Source organism: Arachnia propionica (assembly GCF_037055325.1).
GTDB lineage: Bacteria > Actinomycetota > Actinomycetes > Propionibacteriales > Propionibacteriaceae > Arachnia.
In genome coordinates this window covers 2477982-2490858 of the sequence record NZ_CP146373.1, presented here as the reverse complement: position 1 = coordinate 2490858, position 12877 = coordinate 2477982, and the positions used below count along the sequence as shown (strand labels likewise).

Annotated in this window: 12 protein-coding genes, 1 other RNA gene and 1 pseudogene; 7 read left to right on the top strand and 7 right to left on the bottom strand. The window is 67.1% G+C overall.

Features of this window, described 5'->3' with window-relative positions:
• Positions 1-90: 90 nt before the first annotated feature.
• An RNA gene (gene ffs / locus V7R84_RS11505) (signal recognition particle sRNA small type) lies at positions 91-187 on the top strand.
• A gap of 15 nt (positions 188-202) precedes the next feature.
• Here the strand turns inward: ffs and V7R84_RS11500 are convergent.
• Genes V7R84_RS11500 through V7R84_RS11490 form a run of 3 tightly spaced genes read right to left on the bottom strand, consistent with a single transcriptional unit; the run spans position 203 to position 2258 of the window.
• On the bottom strand, positions 203-961 hold the full coding sequence (locus tag V7R84_RS11500; RefSeq protein WP_338569136.1) for an ABC transporter permease: 759 nt from the start codon (positions 959-961) through the stop codon (positions 203-205).
• Positions 958-1695: an ABC transporter ATP-binding protein gene (locus V7R84_RS11495; protein WP_338569134.1), complete on the bottom strand. Its 738-nt coding sequence runs from the start codon at positions 1693-1695 to the stop codon at positions 958-960. The genes V7R84_RS11500 and V7R84_RS11495 overlap by 4 nt, the downstream gene beginning before the upstream one ends.
• Positions 1692-2258, bottom strand: coding sequence for a TetR/AcrR family transcriptional regulator (locus tag V7R84_RS11490; protein ID WP_338569131.1), 567 nt, complete (start codon positions 2256-2258; stop codon positions 1692-1694). The genes V7R84_RS11495 and V7R84_RS11490 overlap by 4 nt, the downstream gene beginning before the upstream one ends.
• Positions 2259-2429: 171 nt before the next feature.
• Between V7R84_RS11490 and V7R84_RS11485 the strand changes: the two genes are divergently transcribed.
• From V7R84_RS11485 to recR, 3 genes and pseudogenes are all read left to right on the top strand, one after another.
• Positions 2430-4685 (top strand): DNA polymerase III subunit gamma and tau, encoded by a 2256-nt coding sequence (locus V7R84_RS11485; RefSeq protein WP_412728057.1) that lies wholly within the window; start codon positions 2430-2432, stop codon positions 4683-4685.
• A gap of 106 nt (positions 4686-4791) precedes the next feature.
• Positions 4792-5097 (top strand): YbaB/EbfC family nucleoid-associated protein, encoded by a 306-nt coding sequence (locus tag V7R84_RS11480; protein WP_338569128.1) that lies wholly within the window; start codon positions 4792-4794, stop codon positions 5095-5097.
• A 1-nt stretch (position 5098) separates the two neighbouring features.
• Positions 5099-5680, top strand: a pseudogene (gene recR, locus V7R84_RS11475) (recombination mediator RecR); the annotation flags it as partial.
• 306 nt (positions 5681-5986) lie between these two features.
• Here recR and V7R84_RS11470 read toward each other — a convergent pair.
• On the bottom strand, positions 5987-6193 hold the full coding sequence (locus V7R84_RS11470; RefSeq protein ID WP_338569123.1) for a hypothetical protein: 207 nt from the start codon (positions 6191-6193) through the stop codon (positions 5987-5989).
• A gap of 415 nt (positions 6194-6608) precedes the next feature.
• Here V7R84_RS11470 and V7R84_RS11465 point away from each other — a divergent pair, with 415 nt between their 5' ends.
• Positions 6609-8321 carry a glycerol-3-phosphate dehydrogenase/oxidase gene (locus tag V7R84_RS11465; RefSeq protein WP_338569120.1) on the top strand — a complete coding sequence of 571 codons (1713 nt, stop codon included), beginning with the start codon at positions 6609-6611 and terminating at the stop codon, positions 8319-8321.
• Between the two features lie 128 nt (positions 8322-8449).
• Here V7R84_RS11465 and V7R84_RS11460 read toward each other — a convergent pair whose 3' ends face one another.
• Entirely contained in the window at positions 8450-9100 is a 651-nt protein-coding gene (locus V7R84_RS11460) for a response regulator transcription factor (protein WP_338569118.1), read from the bottom strand.
• A gap of 10 nt (positions 9101-9110) precedes the next feature.
• Entirely contained in the window at positions 9111-10301 is a 1191-nt protein-coding gene (locus V7R84_RS11455; protein WP_338569115.1) for a sensor histidine kinase, read from the bottom strand.
• Positions 10302-10428: 127 nt separating this feature from the next.
• Here V7R84_RS11455 and V7R84_RS11450 point away from each other — a divergent pair, with 127 nt between their 5' ends.
• Entirely contained in the window at positions 10429-10554 is a 126-nt protein-coding gene (locus V7R84_RS11450; RefSeq protein ID WP_338569113.1) for a hypothetical protein, read from the top strand.
• 6 nt (positions 10555-10560) lie between these two features.
• Here V7R84_RS11450 and galE read toward each other — a convergent pair whose 3' ends face one another.
• Positions 10561-11550, bottom strand: coding sequence for a UDP-glucose 4-epimerase GalE (galE, locus tag V7R84_RS11445; protein WP_338569110.1), 990 nt, complete (start codon positions 11548-11550; stop codon positions 10561-10563).
• Between the two features lie 115 nt (positions 11551-11665).
• Between galE and V7R84_RS11440 the strand changes: the two genes are divergently transcribed.
• The gene (locus V7R84_RS11440; protein WP_338569109.1) at positions 11666-12838 is read left to right on the top strand and encodes a hypothetical protein; all 1173 of its coding nucleotides are present in this window, start codon (positions 11666-11668) and stop codon (positions 12836-12838) included.
• Positions 12839-12877: the final 39 nt, after the last annotated feature.

Here is a 12877-nt window from a genome sequence, read left to right as displayed (position 1 = left end):
GGTGCGTTTCGCGTACCGGCTCGGTCGGCGCGAAACGGTGGGGCGCGTCCGTGAGGTCGTCGCCAAGGTTCTGTCTCATGTACACTCATGTTCGGTTCCTCGTGCGGCGGTATCTCGCCCAATTCCCCCAGGGTCGGAAGGCAGCAAGGGTAAGTGAGCTCTTCCGGGTGCGCGAGGGGCCTTTTCTTCTGCCGCGGGATTGTCAGCGATTTCCCAGCTCCAGTCGACCCCAGGACCGCGTCGTGAGGATGGTTCCTGCAAAGCCCGCCGCCAGTGGGAGCAGTAGGGCGAGGGGCGGTGTGTTGCCGCCCGAGGTGGCCCACAGGACGGGAGTCGCCCACGGGATGAGATCCCCGATGCCGAGACCGATGGCCAGGTTGGTGACGATCACGATCCCCAGGGCGGCCGCGATCCCCGCCAGGTAGCCGCGTCCGAGGGTCGCGAACCATGCCATGGGCAGCGCACCAGCCCCGAGGAGTACACCGATCAGGGTGATGGTTCCTGCGCAGCCCGCAGCCCCGGTGACGGGCAGGCCCAGGCAGATGCCCGCCAGGGCCGTCAGTGCACCGGATGCGACGGCCAGCGCCGCGGACCATGCGGTGATGACGAGCAGTTTCGCCAGAGCGATCGCGCCCGGGCCGACAGGGAGAGCGAACAGACCCACCACGGTGCCATCGGTGAACTCCCGGCCCACCAGCCAGGACGCGACGATCCCGGCGGCGAGCAGGACGGTGACCCCGGTTCCCATGGCCGCCAGCCCCGTCAAACCGGACCAGCCTACGGTGGTCATGAGCCCGGCCGCCTTCGTGCCCACCTGGGTGTCGGGGGCCAGCGTCGCGGCCGCATATCCGCCCGCGGAGGTGGCAGGCGCCAGGATCAGTGCCGTCGCCGTCGCCACCCGGGTCACGGCCGACCGTGTGAGTTTCCGGGCCTCGATGCCCACCACGTGGCCGGGGATCATCGTTTCCTCTCCTTCTCCTTGTGCTCTTCGGCGGCCAGCACGGTCCGGAAGAACCTGGCCTCCAGATCGGGTCCCGTGGGGGTGAGGGAGTCGATGACGCGACCGGCGTGCAGCACGTCGACGCGATGTGCGATCCGCGCCAGCTCGTCGAAGTGGTGGCTCGTCACCAGAACGGCCACGCCGTCACGGGTCAGATCCGCGATGATCCCGCGCAGCCCGGCGGTAGCCAGCGGGTCGAGGGCGTTCGTCGGTTCGTCGAGGACCAGCAACCGGGGTCGGTGGGCCATGGCCGCCACCAACCCGACCTTCTGCCGGGTACCCAGCGACAGGCGACGTGCCGGGACGTCCAGCCAGTCGCCCAGTCCGAGAAGATCGGCGAGTCCGGTGATGTGATCCGCGACGTGCCGGGGATCGTGGCCGTGCAGTGCGACGGAGGCGAGGATGTTCTGCCGGGCCGTCAGCTCGGGATAGGAGAACGGGAGCTCCAGCAGGTGCCCGACCGCGCCCCACGGTTCACCGCCGGAGGTCCGGGCGTCGTGCCCCAGGACCTCGGCGCTCCCGGATCCGGGCCGCAGCATGCCCAGGGCGATGCGCAGGGCGGTCGTCTTCCCGGCGCCGTTCAGGCCCACCAGTGCCAGGCACTCGCCGGGGTTGATGACCAGATCCAGGTTGTCGAGAACCCGTCGGCCTCGCAGGTCGCGGGTGATGCCCCGGAGTGCCAGCGCGGGACTCACCGCGTCTCTCCCAGCAGGAGCTTCAGACCCTCCCGCAGGACCTGGATCGCCGGTTCGTCCGCCGGTTCATCCGCCCAGGCCAGGAGTAAGGACGTCGCGGCACCGATCACGGCCCCCGCTGCCACGCAGGCCTCGCGAGGCCTGGTGTCCTGCGTCGTCAACGCTTCGCGGATCGCGTCCCGGGTGGCCTGCCCGGAGGCCCATGCTGCCGACCGTAGCGAGTCGGTGGTGGCGATCAGCTCGATGCGTTCCCGGAATTCCTGTGAGCCCAGCTCGGCCTCGGCGGCGGGGTCGTCGAGGGCGGCGAGCAATCCGCGCACGGCGCGTTCCAGGGGCGGGAGTTCTTCGGGCTGGGCGGCGGCCGCGGTCGCGATGAGGGGGTCGAACAGGTCGCCGACGACCACGGACTCCTTGGTGGGGAAGTGTCGGAAGAAGGTCATGTGGGAAACCCCCGCGGCTCTCGCGATCTGCGTGACGGAGGTTTGGGCGTAGCCGTGTCGGTGGAACAGGTCCAAGGCGGCCTCCCGGAGCCTGGCCCGGGTTCGGGTGGGGACGGATCTCACCCTCATATGTTAGCAGCTAACTGTTATTGAATAACGTAATGGGTTGAGGAGATCCCCAGGGTGGGGCCTCGTCCTCTCGCAGGCCGGGCCTGCTGCTTGGCCGTCGGATGGTTCCGACACGGACTGTTCGCCGGGGCCCACGATCCGGTTCGCCGATCCTGGGGGAGAAACGTGGCTGACGGGAAAGTGCCGGTGGCCTCCAATACAGTTGAGCGCGTGGAAGACGAGTACGACGGCGAACCCGAGGACGAGTACGCGCCCCTGGACGAGGGATATCTCGGCGAGCCCGCCTTCGAACAGGATGGGCCGGGCCTCTTCGACGAGCCCGGGGATGAGAAACCGGCGGCCTTCGTCCCTGCGGCGTCATCGCAGTCGGTCGCGGGCCACCGGGAAGCGCGTCCCGAGGTCGCACCCCCGCCGTTGGCGCTCTACCGGCGCTACCGCCCGGATTCGTTCGCCGAGGTGATCGGCCAGGATCACGTCACCGTGCCCCTCATGCGGGCCCTGGACAACAACCGCGTCAACCACGCCTACCTGTTTTCCGGGCCGCGTGGTTGCGGCAAAACCACCTCTGCCCGCATCCTGGCGCGCTGCCTGAACTGCGAGCAGGGCCCCACGTCCACGCCCTGCGGGGTGTGCCGTTCCTGTCAGGATTTGGCGCGCGGTGGGCCGGGCAGCATTGACGTGATCGAGATCGACGCTGCCAGCCACGGCGGTGTCGAGGACGCCCGAGACCTGAGGGAGCGCGCCTTCTTCGCCCCGGTGCACAGTCGCTACAAGATCTACATCGTCGACGAGGCCCACATGGTCACCACCGCGGGTTTCAACGCGCTGCTGAAGCTCGTCGAGGAACCCCCGCCGCATGCGAAATTCGTCTTCGCCACCACGGAACCGGAAAAGGTCATCGGCACCATCCGGTCGCGTACCCACCACTACCCGTTCCGTCTGGTGCCGCCGCGTCTGCTCGGTGAATACCTGTCCGGGATCTGCGCCACGGAGGGGGTGGTGGTGGAGCCGTCGGCCCTGCCACTGGTGGTGCGCGCGGGGGGTGGATCGGTGCGGGATTCCCTGTCGGTGCTGGATCAGCTGCTCGGCGGCGCCGGTCCGGAGGGTGTCTCCCACGACCAGGCGGCGGCGCTTCTCGGATTCACCCCGGATGCGCTGCTGGACGAGATCGTCGACGCCTTCGCCGCGGGGGACGCGGCAGGGGTGTTCCGCAGCATCGACAAGATCATCGAGATCGGTCAGGATCCCCGCCGGTTCGCCGAGGACCTGCTGCGGCGGTTGCGTGACCTGGTGATCCTCGCCGCGGTGCCGCAGGCCGCCGAGAACGGCATGCTGGAGGTTTCCTCGGACCAGGCGCAGCGCCTCGCCACGCAGGTCGCGGGCATGGGGGCGGGGGAGCTGACCCGTGCCGCTGAGGTGATCGCCGACGGTCTGACGGCCATGCGCGGCACCACCGCGCCCCGCCTGCACCTGGAGCTGATGTGTGCCCGGGTGCTGCTGCCCGGTGCTGACACCGACGAACGCGGTCTCCATGCCCGGATGGATCGGTTGGAGCGACGGGTTGGAATGATCGGCGACGGGGCACCCGCGCCGACGCCGCAGGAGCAACGCCCTCAACAGGCGCCACCGCAGCAGGAGCGGCAGAGGGCGGCCCGGCAGCCCACCTCGGATCCGCGTCCCGACCAGGCCCCCCGACCCGAGCAGCAGGCCCCGCGATTCGAACCCGCCGCGCCGCACAAACAGGAGCGGTCGCAGCCGGAGCCCACACAGCCGCCCCGGCAGCCTCAGGCCGGCAGGCCGCAGCGTCGTCCGGCTGGGGCGCCACCCGCAGGTGCACAGACCCCCGCCCCCCAACGTCCCCCACAGCCTGCGCCGGAGGTGCCGCGACCGGCCCAGAGCGGGCGCACCCTGACCACACCGGAGCTGCGGCAGGTGTGGCCCACCGTCCTGGAGGACGTCAAACGCCGCCGCCGTTTCGCCCACATGATGCTCAGCAAGCACGCACAGGTGCTGGACGTCACCGATGGACAGCTGCTGCTCGGTTTCAGTGATGCCGGGGCCAGGGAGAACTTCTCCTCCTCCGGGGTGGTGGACCTGCTGATCCAGGCCATCATTGCGGTCATAGGCGTCGAAGTGCGCGTCCAGGCCGTGATGTCCGGCACCAACGAACGCCCGGCCCAGCCGGAGCAGCAGGCCGCGCCTCCACCCCCGGAACGCGAGGGTCTGCGGCAGGAACCCCCGCCGGAACCCAGGCAGCCGCGTCGCCGGCCCGAACCGACGCCACCCACGCCCCCGGACCCCGACCCCGAACCCGAGATCGCAGAGGACGATCAGAGCGTGGAGAACGCCGACGAGCTGGCCGCCAAGCTCCTCGCCGAGGAACTGGGGGCCGAGATCATTCCCGACGACCCCGTCGGTTGAGCCGAGTCTCACGTGCTGGCTCAACTGGTTGTGGGACTCGATCGGCGTGCGGGAGAAGTCGTTTGTCCGTGGGACCTTTTATCATTGAGCGCGACGGAAGGACGCCATGACCGAAGGAATCGACATGAATGCGCTGCTGGTCCAGGCCCAGCAGATGCAGGAACAGATGCTCGCCGCCCGCGACAACCTGGTTGCCAAGGAGTTCGAGGCCGCTGCGGGTGGTGATCTCGTCACGGTGAAGCTCAACGGGTTGGGTGAGCTGCTGGACGTGACCATCGCGCCCGCCGCCTGTGACCCGGAGGACACCGAGAGCCTCTCCGCGTTGATCGTCGCCGCCTTCCGGTCGGCGCGCCAGCAGGTGGACTCGGCGGCTGCCTCCGCGGCCCCTCAGATCCCGGGAATGGGTTTCTGAGTTGTACGAGGGCCCCATCCAGGACCTGATCGACGAGCTGAGTCGCCTGCCCGGCATCGGCCCGCGCGGCGCGCAGCGCATCGCCTTCCACCTGCTCGACGCGCCCGAGGAGGAGGTCTTCCAGCTCGCCGACGTGCTGCGTCGCGTCAAGGAGGCGGCGCGGTTCTGCGAGGTGTGTTTCAACGTGTCGCAGGAAACCCGCTGCCGGGTGTGCCGCGACCCGCGTCGAGACCGGTCGTTGCTGTGCGTGGTAGAGGAGTCGAAGGATGTGGTCGCCATCGAACGCACCGGTGAGTTCCGCGGCACCTATCACGTGCTGGGCGGGTCGATCTCCCCGATCGATGGCCGCGGCCCCGGTGACCTGCACAGCCGCGAACTGTTCCAGCGCCTTGCCGACGGGACCGTCACCGAGGTGATCCTCGCCACCGACCCCGACACCGAGGGCGAGGCGACGGCCTCCTACCTGGGGCGGATGCTGCGCGACTTCGGGGTGCGCGTCACCCGGCCCGCGTCCGGGCTGCCCGTTGGCGGTGACATCGAGTATGCCGACCAGATCACCCTCGGCAGGGCCTTCGAGGGACGCCGTTCCATGTTCGGCGACGAACCCGAACCGGCCCCTCAGACCACCCCCGAGGAGCCAGCGCGGGCTGACGCGACGGGCGACGGCGACCCGGAACGAAACACCGCCTACCAGGCACTGGTGGGCACCCCGTCCCGCTGACCGACCGTGTCAGGATCCCGGTTAGGCAGCGTCGGTCGGGGTCGTCTACACCAGTGGTCCCGTTCTTGCTGTGCGTGCCGTGCCGCTGGCAGCGGGAATTCCGCACCCGCTGGTGCAGGAAATCGCTGATCGCACGGTCCTCGTTTCTCGCGGGTGTGGGAGAGGCCGTCACTGTCCGCGGAGTCGGTCCAGTATGGCGGGGACCCGTTGCGTGACGGCGAGCCAGAACAGATCGTCGTTCATGGACCGGTATCCGGTGTGAGCCGCGATGTTGCGTGTTGTGCGGATGGCGAGGCGCTCCTGCTGGGTGACCGCTTCCATGTGGGGTTCGAACTCGGGGCGTTCGAGCAGGGCGGCGAGTCGGATGATCACCATGCAGGCGACGTCGTAGGTCTCCTGCCCGTCGTGGAAGTCCTCGCACCCGCGAGCGGTGATGGTGTCGATCCTGGCACGGATCAGCTCAAGTTTGGCGTCGAGATTCGCCCGGTCGTGTTAGTTCGTGGCCTCGCAGCGGGGGCGGGGCGCGAAGCGCGCCTGGTCATGTCCTTCACTCACAGTGGTACCGCTTCGCGCACCGCTGGAGGTGTTCTGTTTCGTCGTCATCGCGGTATTTCTTGACGAGACCCAAGGTCACCGTGCGGACCGACCGTTCCTGTGGGGCATCCGGGATAAGCGGCGTCCTTGCACGTGCGCCGTGTCGGAAAATGACCGGTGTGCACGAATGTGCAATCAGTTTGTGAACGTTCGTGCAAGGAGGGAGGCTGGGACCACCGAGCGAAGGAGCCATCACATGACAGTCCTGTCCCAGGAACAGCGTGCTACATCCCTTGAGGCCATGACCTCCCAGAAATTCGATGTCCTCGTCATCGGTGGCGGCGTCACCGGCGCGGGGATCGCTCTCGATGCCGCGGCGCGTGGCCTGAACACCGCCGTCGTGGATGCTCAGGACTGGGCCGCTGGCACGTCGTCGCGTTCTTCCCGGCTGGTGCACGGCGGGCTTCGCTACCTCTACAACCTCGATTTCAAGCTGGTGGCCGAGGCCCTCAGGGAACGCAGCCGGCTGCTGACCACGATCGCCCCGCACCTCGTTGAAGCGCAGCCCTTCCTGTGGCCGCTGAAAACCCCTGTCATCGAGCGCGCCTATTCCGCGGTCGGCGTCGGCATGTACGACGCCCTCGCGCGTATTGGCTCCAGAGGCCGCAAGACCGTGCCGATCCAGCGCCACCTCTCCAAGGCCGGGGCCATGCGGCGCTTCCCCGAGATCAAACGCGACGCCCTCGTCGGCGCCATCGAGTTCTACGACGCCCGCGTCGATGACGCCCGCCTCGTGATCACGCTGATCCGCACCGCCGTCAAGTACGGGGCTGCCGCTGCCAGCCGGGTCAAGGTCACCGAGATCCTCAAGGACGGGCGCGGTCGGGCCTGCGGAGTCAAGGCCGTCGACCTGGAGACCGGCAACGAATTGACCATCGAAGCCGACCGGATCATCAACGCCACCGGCGTGTGGACCGAACAGACCCAGGATCTCGCGGGCGGCACCGGGGGGTTGAAGGTGCTCACCAGCAAGGGAATCCACATCGTCATCCCGCGCGAACGCATCAAGGCCACCACGGGCCTGTTCCTGCGCACCGAGAAGTCGGTGCTGTTCATCATCCCGTGGCAGCACTACTGGGTGATCGGCACCACCGACACCGCTTGGCACGAACAGCTCGAACACCCCGTGCCGACCTCCGAGGACATCGACTACGTGCTGGATCACGCCAACGAGGTCCTCGATCCACCGCTGACCCGCGACGACATCATCGGAACCTACGCCGGACTGCGACCGCTGCTCCAGCCGAAGGTGCTCGATGAGTCGAAGTCGACGAAGGTCTCGCGAGAGCACACCGTCACCGAGGTGATCCCGGGCATGGTGGCTATCGCCGGTGGCAAGCTCACCACCTACCGGGTGATGGCCGAGGACGCCGTCAACTTCGCCCTGGGGAAGTCCCTCGCGAAGGCGCGGCCCTCGGTGACGGCGCAGCTGCCGCTGCTGGGTGCCGAAGGGTTCGACGCGGTGGAGAACCAAGCGCACCGCCTGGGCGTGAAATACGGCTTCGATGCTGATCGGCTGCAACACCTGGTGCGCCGTTACGGCTCCGAACTGCCCGACCTGTTCGCCACCATCGATGAGGACCCGAGTCTCGGCAAACCCCTCGAGGCTGCCCCGCAGTTCCTGCGCGCCGAGGTCCATCGCGCCTGCGCCGTCGAGGGTGCTCTCCACCTAGAGGACATCTTCGTCGCCCGGGTGAGGCTCAACTCCGAAGCCCGCGACCGTGGCGGCGCCGCTGTCGACGAGGTGGCTGAGATCGCAGCCGCGGTCCTCGGCTGGGACGAGGCCCGCCTGGAGCAGGAGAAGTCGAACTACCGGAAGCGGATCGCCGCTGAACTGGCCGCCGAGGAACAGGCCACCGATGCCGCCGCCTCAGCCGCCCGAGTTGTCGCGGAGGACATCGTCGGCTGAGAAGTCGCGCACCGGCTGAACCGGTGACCTTCTGGAGCAGGTCGTCTTGACACCAGTCCGTATCACGGTGGTTGAGACGACCTGCTTGCGCGTTCCTCGCGATCCGGCTCAAACGGCTTCAACCGGTGTCAGTCCAGCAGGCCACAGTCGTGGGCGATCAGCACCAGCCCGATGCGATCGCGGGCCTGGAGCTTGGCCAGCAGCCGACCGATGTGGGTCTTGACGGTGCCCTCGGCCATGTAGAGACGGGAGCCGATCTCGGCATTGTTGGCGCCGTGCGCAACCTCCATCAGCACCTCGCGTTCCCGCTCGGTCAGTCCGTCGAGCCGGGAATCGTCGCGGGGTTTACCAGCCGGCAGTTTCGGGGCGACGTGATCCAGGAGGCGCCGTGTCGCCGTCGGAGCCACCACCGCTCCGCCGCCGGCGACGGTGCGGATCGCGCCCAGAAGGTCGTCTGGTAGGGCGTCCTTCAGTAGGAATCCGGAGGCCCCGTTGCGCAGGGCTGCGAAGACGTACTCGTCGAGATCGAAGGTAGTCAGCACCAGCACCTTCGTCTCCCCGCCGAGTTCCGTGATCTGGCGGGTGGCCTCGGTGCCGTCCATGATCGGCATGCGGATGTCCATCAGCACCACGTCGACCGGTTGTGACTTGACCACCATCACCGCGTCCGCCCCGTTCGAGACCTCGCCGACGGTTTCCATGTCGTCGGCGGAGTCGATCAGCATGCGGAATCCGCTGCGCACCAACGACTGGTCATCGGCCAGCAGAACCCTGATCATCCATTCCTCCTCACTTCAGCCAGCCCCGTCCCAGCTGGGAGGGCAGAGGCAGCCGCACTTTGACTTCGTAGCCGCCACCAGTGCGTGGTCCTGCCTTGAAGGTACCGCCCATCGCCGCGACACGTTCGCGCATCCCCCTCACTCCGGCTCCCCGGCCCTCGGTCGATGCCTGGACCCCGACCCCGTCGTCGGTGACGCGGATGTCGATGGCTTCTGGTTCGCAGGTGATCGTCGCGCTGGCCTGGGCGGTCGGGCCGGCGTGTTTGAGGAAATTTGTCACCGACTCCTGCACCACGCGGAAGACGGTCAACCCCAAGGACTCCGGGACAGGCGGCAACTCCTCCGGCATCTCGAGGCTGATCCGAGGGCCGGCCTTGGCCACCATCTCCGGGATCTGCGGCAGTGACGGTGATGGCCCGAAATCAGCATCGGACTCGCCCCGGAGCAGAGAGACGATCCGGCGCATTTCCTCGATCGAGCTGCGACCCGTGCGGGCGATCACGTCCAACGCCTCGATGGCCGCCTCGGGTTTCTTGGTGGCCAAGGCCTTCGCCCCTTCGGCCTGCACCACGATCACCGACAACGAGTGCGCCACCACGTCGTGCAGTTCCCGGGCCACCTCGGCGCGGGCCCTGCCGTCGGCCAGTTCTGTTGCATCCTGGGTGCTGCGTTCTCCGGCCAGGAAGCGTTCCTCTGCGAGGGCCTCGTCGAGTTTGGCCACGTGGCCCTGGACCGTAATCCGCCTACCGAGCAGGTAGGCGTTGACCATCGCTGACAGGCACAGCAGGCTCAGCAACCCGCCCGCGAGGAACCGTTGTCCCTCTGGGATCCGGCCCAGCCATGACAAGGGGCCGATGATGGAGGCCGCGATTCCGAGGGGAATCACCACCAGACCGGCGGTGAGGCTCAGGTGCCTGGCGGCAGAGAAGATGACCACCAGTACCGTCAGCATTGCGGGTACTGGGGTGGTGACCTGGATCACCATTCCGGTTCCTGCCACCGCGCACACGACCACGGCCAGCAGCGGATTGATACGCCGAAACGCCAATGAGACGACCATGAGAGTCGACCAGCCGAACATGGCGACCCAGTCCGGAAGACCCAACGCAACCATGGGAACCACCAGGAACAGGAACGCCCCCAGCGCCGTCGCTGCATCCACGAGCAAGCGGCGATGCGCCTCGGAGAGATCGGTCATCATGATCGGCAAGCCTATTCAGGGGCGCGCAGGAGCGACGTCGGACCGTGGTCGCGGATCACCCCGAACCACCCCCACTCCGGTCTTGAATGCCATCCGAAATTAATTTCGGGAAGGTAGGTTTGGTGCCATGATCCGCAAACTTTTCTGGACCATTCTCCTGCTGGCGGGCGTCTGCGTGGCCACGAGCCTGCTGGACCGGCGCCGCGCCGAGCAACGCCGTCAACTCTGGGCCGAGGCCACCGACCCCTCCTGATACCACTCAATAGCCCAACTTCTCCTTGCGTACGGGCAACCAGGCGATGGCGTCGCGCACAGCGTCGGTCTCGGTGAGTTCCGCCTTCCAACCGAGTACATCCTTCGCCTTGGTGGAGACGGTGTAGACACCCGCGACGTCGCCGGGGCGAGGATCGCCGAAACGAACCTTCAACGGGTCGCCGGTGATCGTCTCGAAGGAGGCCGCCAACTCCTTGATGGTGACGCCGTTGCCCGTGCCGATGTTGAACACCTGGTAGGGGCCGGTCGCGGTGGCCTCGTCGAAGTGTTCCAGGGCAGCGACGTGCGCCCGGGCGAGGTCCCAGATGTGGATGAAGTCACGGATACCGGAGCCGTCGCAGGTGGGCCAGTCGACACCGGTGACGGTGAAGGTCTCCTTGTTCACCCAGGCTTCCAGGAGTTTCGCCAACACGTGGGAGGGTTTCTCCAGCTGCTGGCCGCTGCGCAGCTTCGGGTCGGTGCCGATGGGGTTGAAGTAGCGAAGCGACGCGACTCGCACGTCACTGGCCCGGGTGAAGTCCTCAAGGATCAGTTCCACCATGAACTTGGTGCGCGCATAAGGGGAGCCGGGCTGCAGCGGCGAGTCCTCGGTGACGACGAAGTTCTCGTCGGGGGCGTAGATGGAGGCGGAGGAGCTGAACAGGAACCGCTCGACGCCGTTGCGCTGCAGGGCGGCCAGCAGGGTGACGGTCTTGGCGACGTTATTCTCGTAGTAGGCCAGTGGTTCGGAAACGGATTCCGGCACGATGATCTTCGCGGCGCAGTGCACGACGGCATCAATCTGCTGCTCCCCGAAGAGCCGGTCGAGCAGGGAGTCGTCGGCAATGTCGCCCTCATAGAGGGGGCGCTTGCCGACGAACTCGCGGCGCCCGGTGGAGAAATCGTCGAGGATGACGACGTCGTGGCCCGCGTCCTCGCAGGCCGAGGCGACGGTGCTGCCGATGTATCCGGCCCCGCCGGTGATGAGTACCTTCATGTCGCAGTCTCCTGGTTCGGTTGAGGCCAGTCTAGGGAGTCGATCCCCAAAGGACGGTGTGGCGTGCAGAAGCGCTGCGCCACCGGAGCGAGTCGGGGTCCTTTAAGCTCGGGACATGACGCCGGAAGAACTCATCAGGATCGTCTCTCTTCATCCCTCCGTGGCTGAGGTTCCCCAGCCGCAGCCCGAGAGGTTCGTGGAACTCGGAATGGTTCACTTCCAGATGGTTGACGGCACGGGTCTGGGGATCAACCCCGACCTCTTTCAATCCAGCGGAACCGGGATCCCGGAGCAGGAACTTGTCGCCCAGGTGCACCAACATCTGGAGGAGATGTGGCAGCAGAGCATCAACCGTCCCCCACTCGACCTGACGAACGTGGTGCCCATCGTGCGCGACGCCTCCTATTTCATGGACCGGGGCGGGGCGCGGGTGGCGCGGGTGGGGAAACTCACCGACTTCATCGGCATCGGACTCGTCATCGACGAACCCTCCAGCATGCGGGTCATCGTCGAGGATGAACTGCCCCAGCCCCGGACGGACCTCGAAGACCTCCAGTTCTTGAGCAGGGCCTTCGAGAACTTCGGGGCCCTGGCCCACGACATGCTGCTCCAGGACGCGGGATACGACTCCGATGTCGTTGCGGTGAAGAACCCTCCCGCCTACGAGGTGTCGTGGTTCGCTCAGGCCGCCTACGTCGGCAAGGCCCTGGAGTACTACTCCGGGAAAACAGGTACTCCGTGGGTCGCGGTTCCGGCCTTCCGCAAGGACCTGTGGCTGGTCAACTCCATGACCCGGCATTGGGGAGAGCTCATGGACCTGATGGAACCCGAGATTGACGCCCGGGAGGCTGTCCACCCGGTTCCGCACATTGTCGTCGACGGCAAGTGGCAGGAGTACGTTCCGCCGTTGGAACCTGAGGTGCGGCGTCGTCTTCACACCCTCAAGTTCAACGCTGAGAACGTCGTCTATCGCGCGTGCCGGAACGTGTTGCAACGTCACGGCGAGATCCAGGTGGACCTCATGAGCGACTTCCTGGGACGGTTCGTCGCCGACGATGTGGTGACCTTCTCGGAGGTTCCCCTGGATCTCGGAACCACGAGCGTTCCTCGGGTAGATCTGGTGGATTTCCTGGACGGAGAGAAAACCGCCCACCGGGTGTGGTTCGAACATCTGGTCGCTGAGCTGCCCCACCTGGTGCGGCCACACCCACACTCCTATCCGCCCCGGTTCATCATCGACCGCCCGGGCCCGGAGGACCGTGCCCGCCTGGCGGCCATCCAGTTGTGAAAAACCCGCAGGTGGGTTTACGGCTCGGTTCATTTCACC

Excerpts from the sequence above, each read along its gene's own strand:
- V7R84_RS11480 (WP_338569128.1), top strand. The coding sequence starts at position 4,792 with ATGACCGAAGGAATCGACATGAATGCGCTGCTGGTCCAGGCCCAGCAG.
- V7R84_RS11465 (WP_338569120.1), top strand. The coding sequence starts at position 6,609 with ATGACAGTCCTGTCCCAGGAACAGCGTGCTACATCCCTTGAGGCCATG.
- V7R84_RS11440 (WP_338569109.1), top strand. The coding sequence starts at position 11,666 with ATGACGCCGGAAGAACTCATCAGGATCGTCTCTCTTCATCCCTCCGTG.
- galE (WP_338569110.1), bottom strand. The coding sequence starts at position 11,550 with ATGAAGGTACTCATCACCGGCGGGGCCGGATACATCGGCAGCACCGTC.
- V7R84_RS11455 (WP_338569115.1), bottom strand. The coding sequence starts at position 10,301 with ATGATGACCGATCTCTCCGAGGCGCATCGCCGCTTGCTCGTGGATGCA.
- V7R84_RS11460 (WP_338569118.1), bottom strand. The coding sequence starts at position 9,100 with ATGATCAGGGTTCTGCTGGCCGATGACCAGTCGTTGGTGCGCAGCGGA.
- V7R84_RS11450 (WP_338569113.1), top strand. The coding sequence starts at position 10,429 with ATGATCCGCAAACTTTTCTGGACCATTCTCCTGCTGGCGGGCGTCTGC.
- V7R84_RS11470 (WP_338569123.1), bottom strand. The coding sequence starts at position 6,193 with ATGGTGATCATCCGACTCGCCGCCCTGCTCGAACGCCCCGAGTTCGAA.
- V7R84_RS11500 (WP_338569136.1), bottom strand. The coding sequence starts at position 961 with ATGATCCCCGGCCACGTGGTGGGCATCGAGGCCCGGAAACTCACACGG.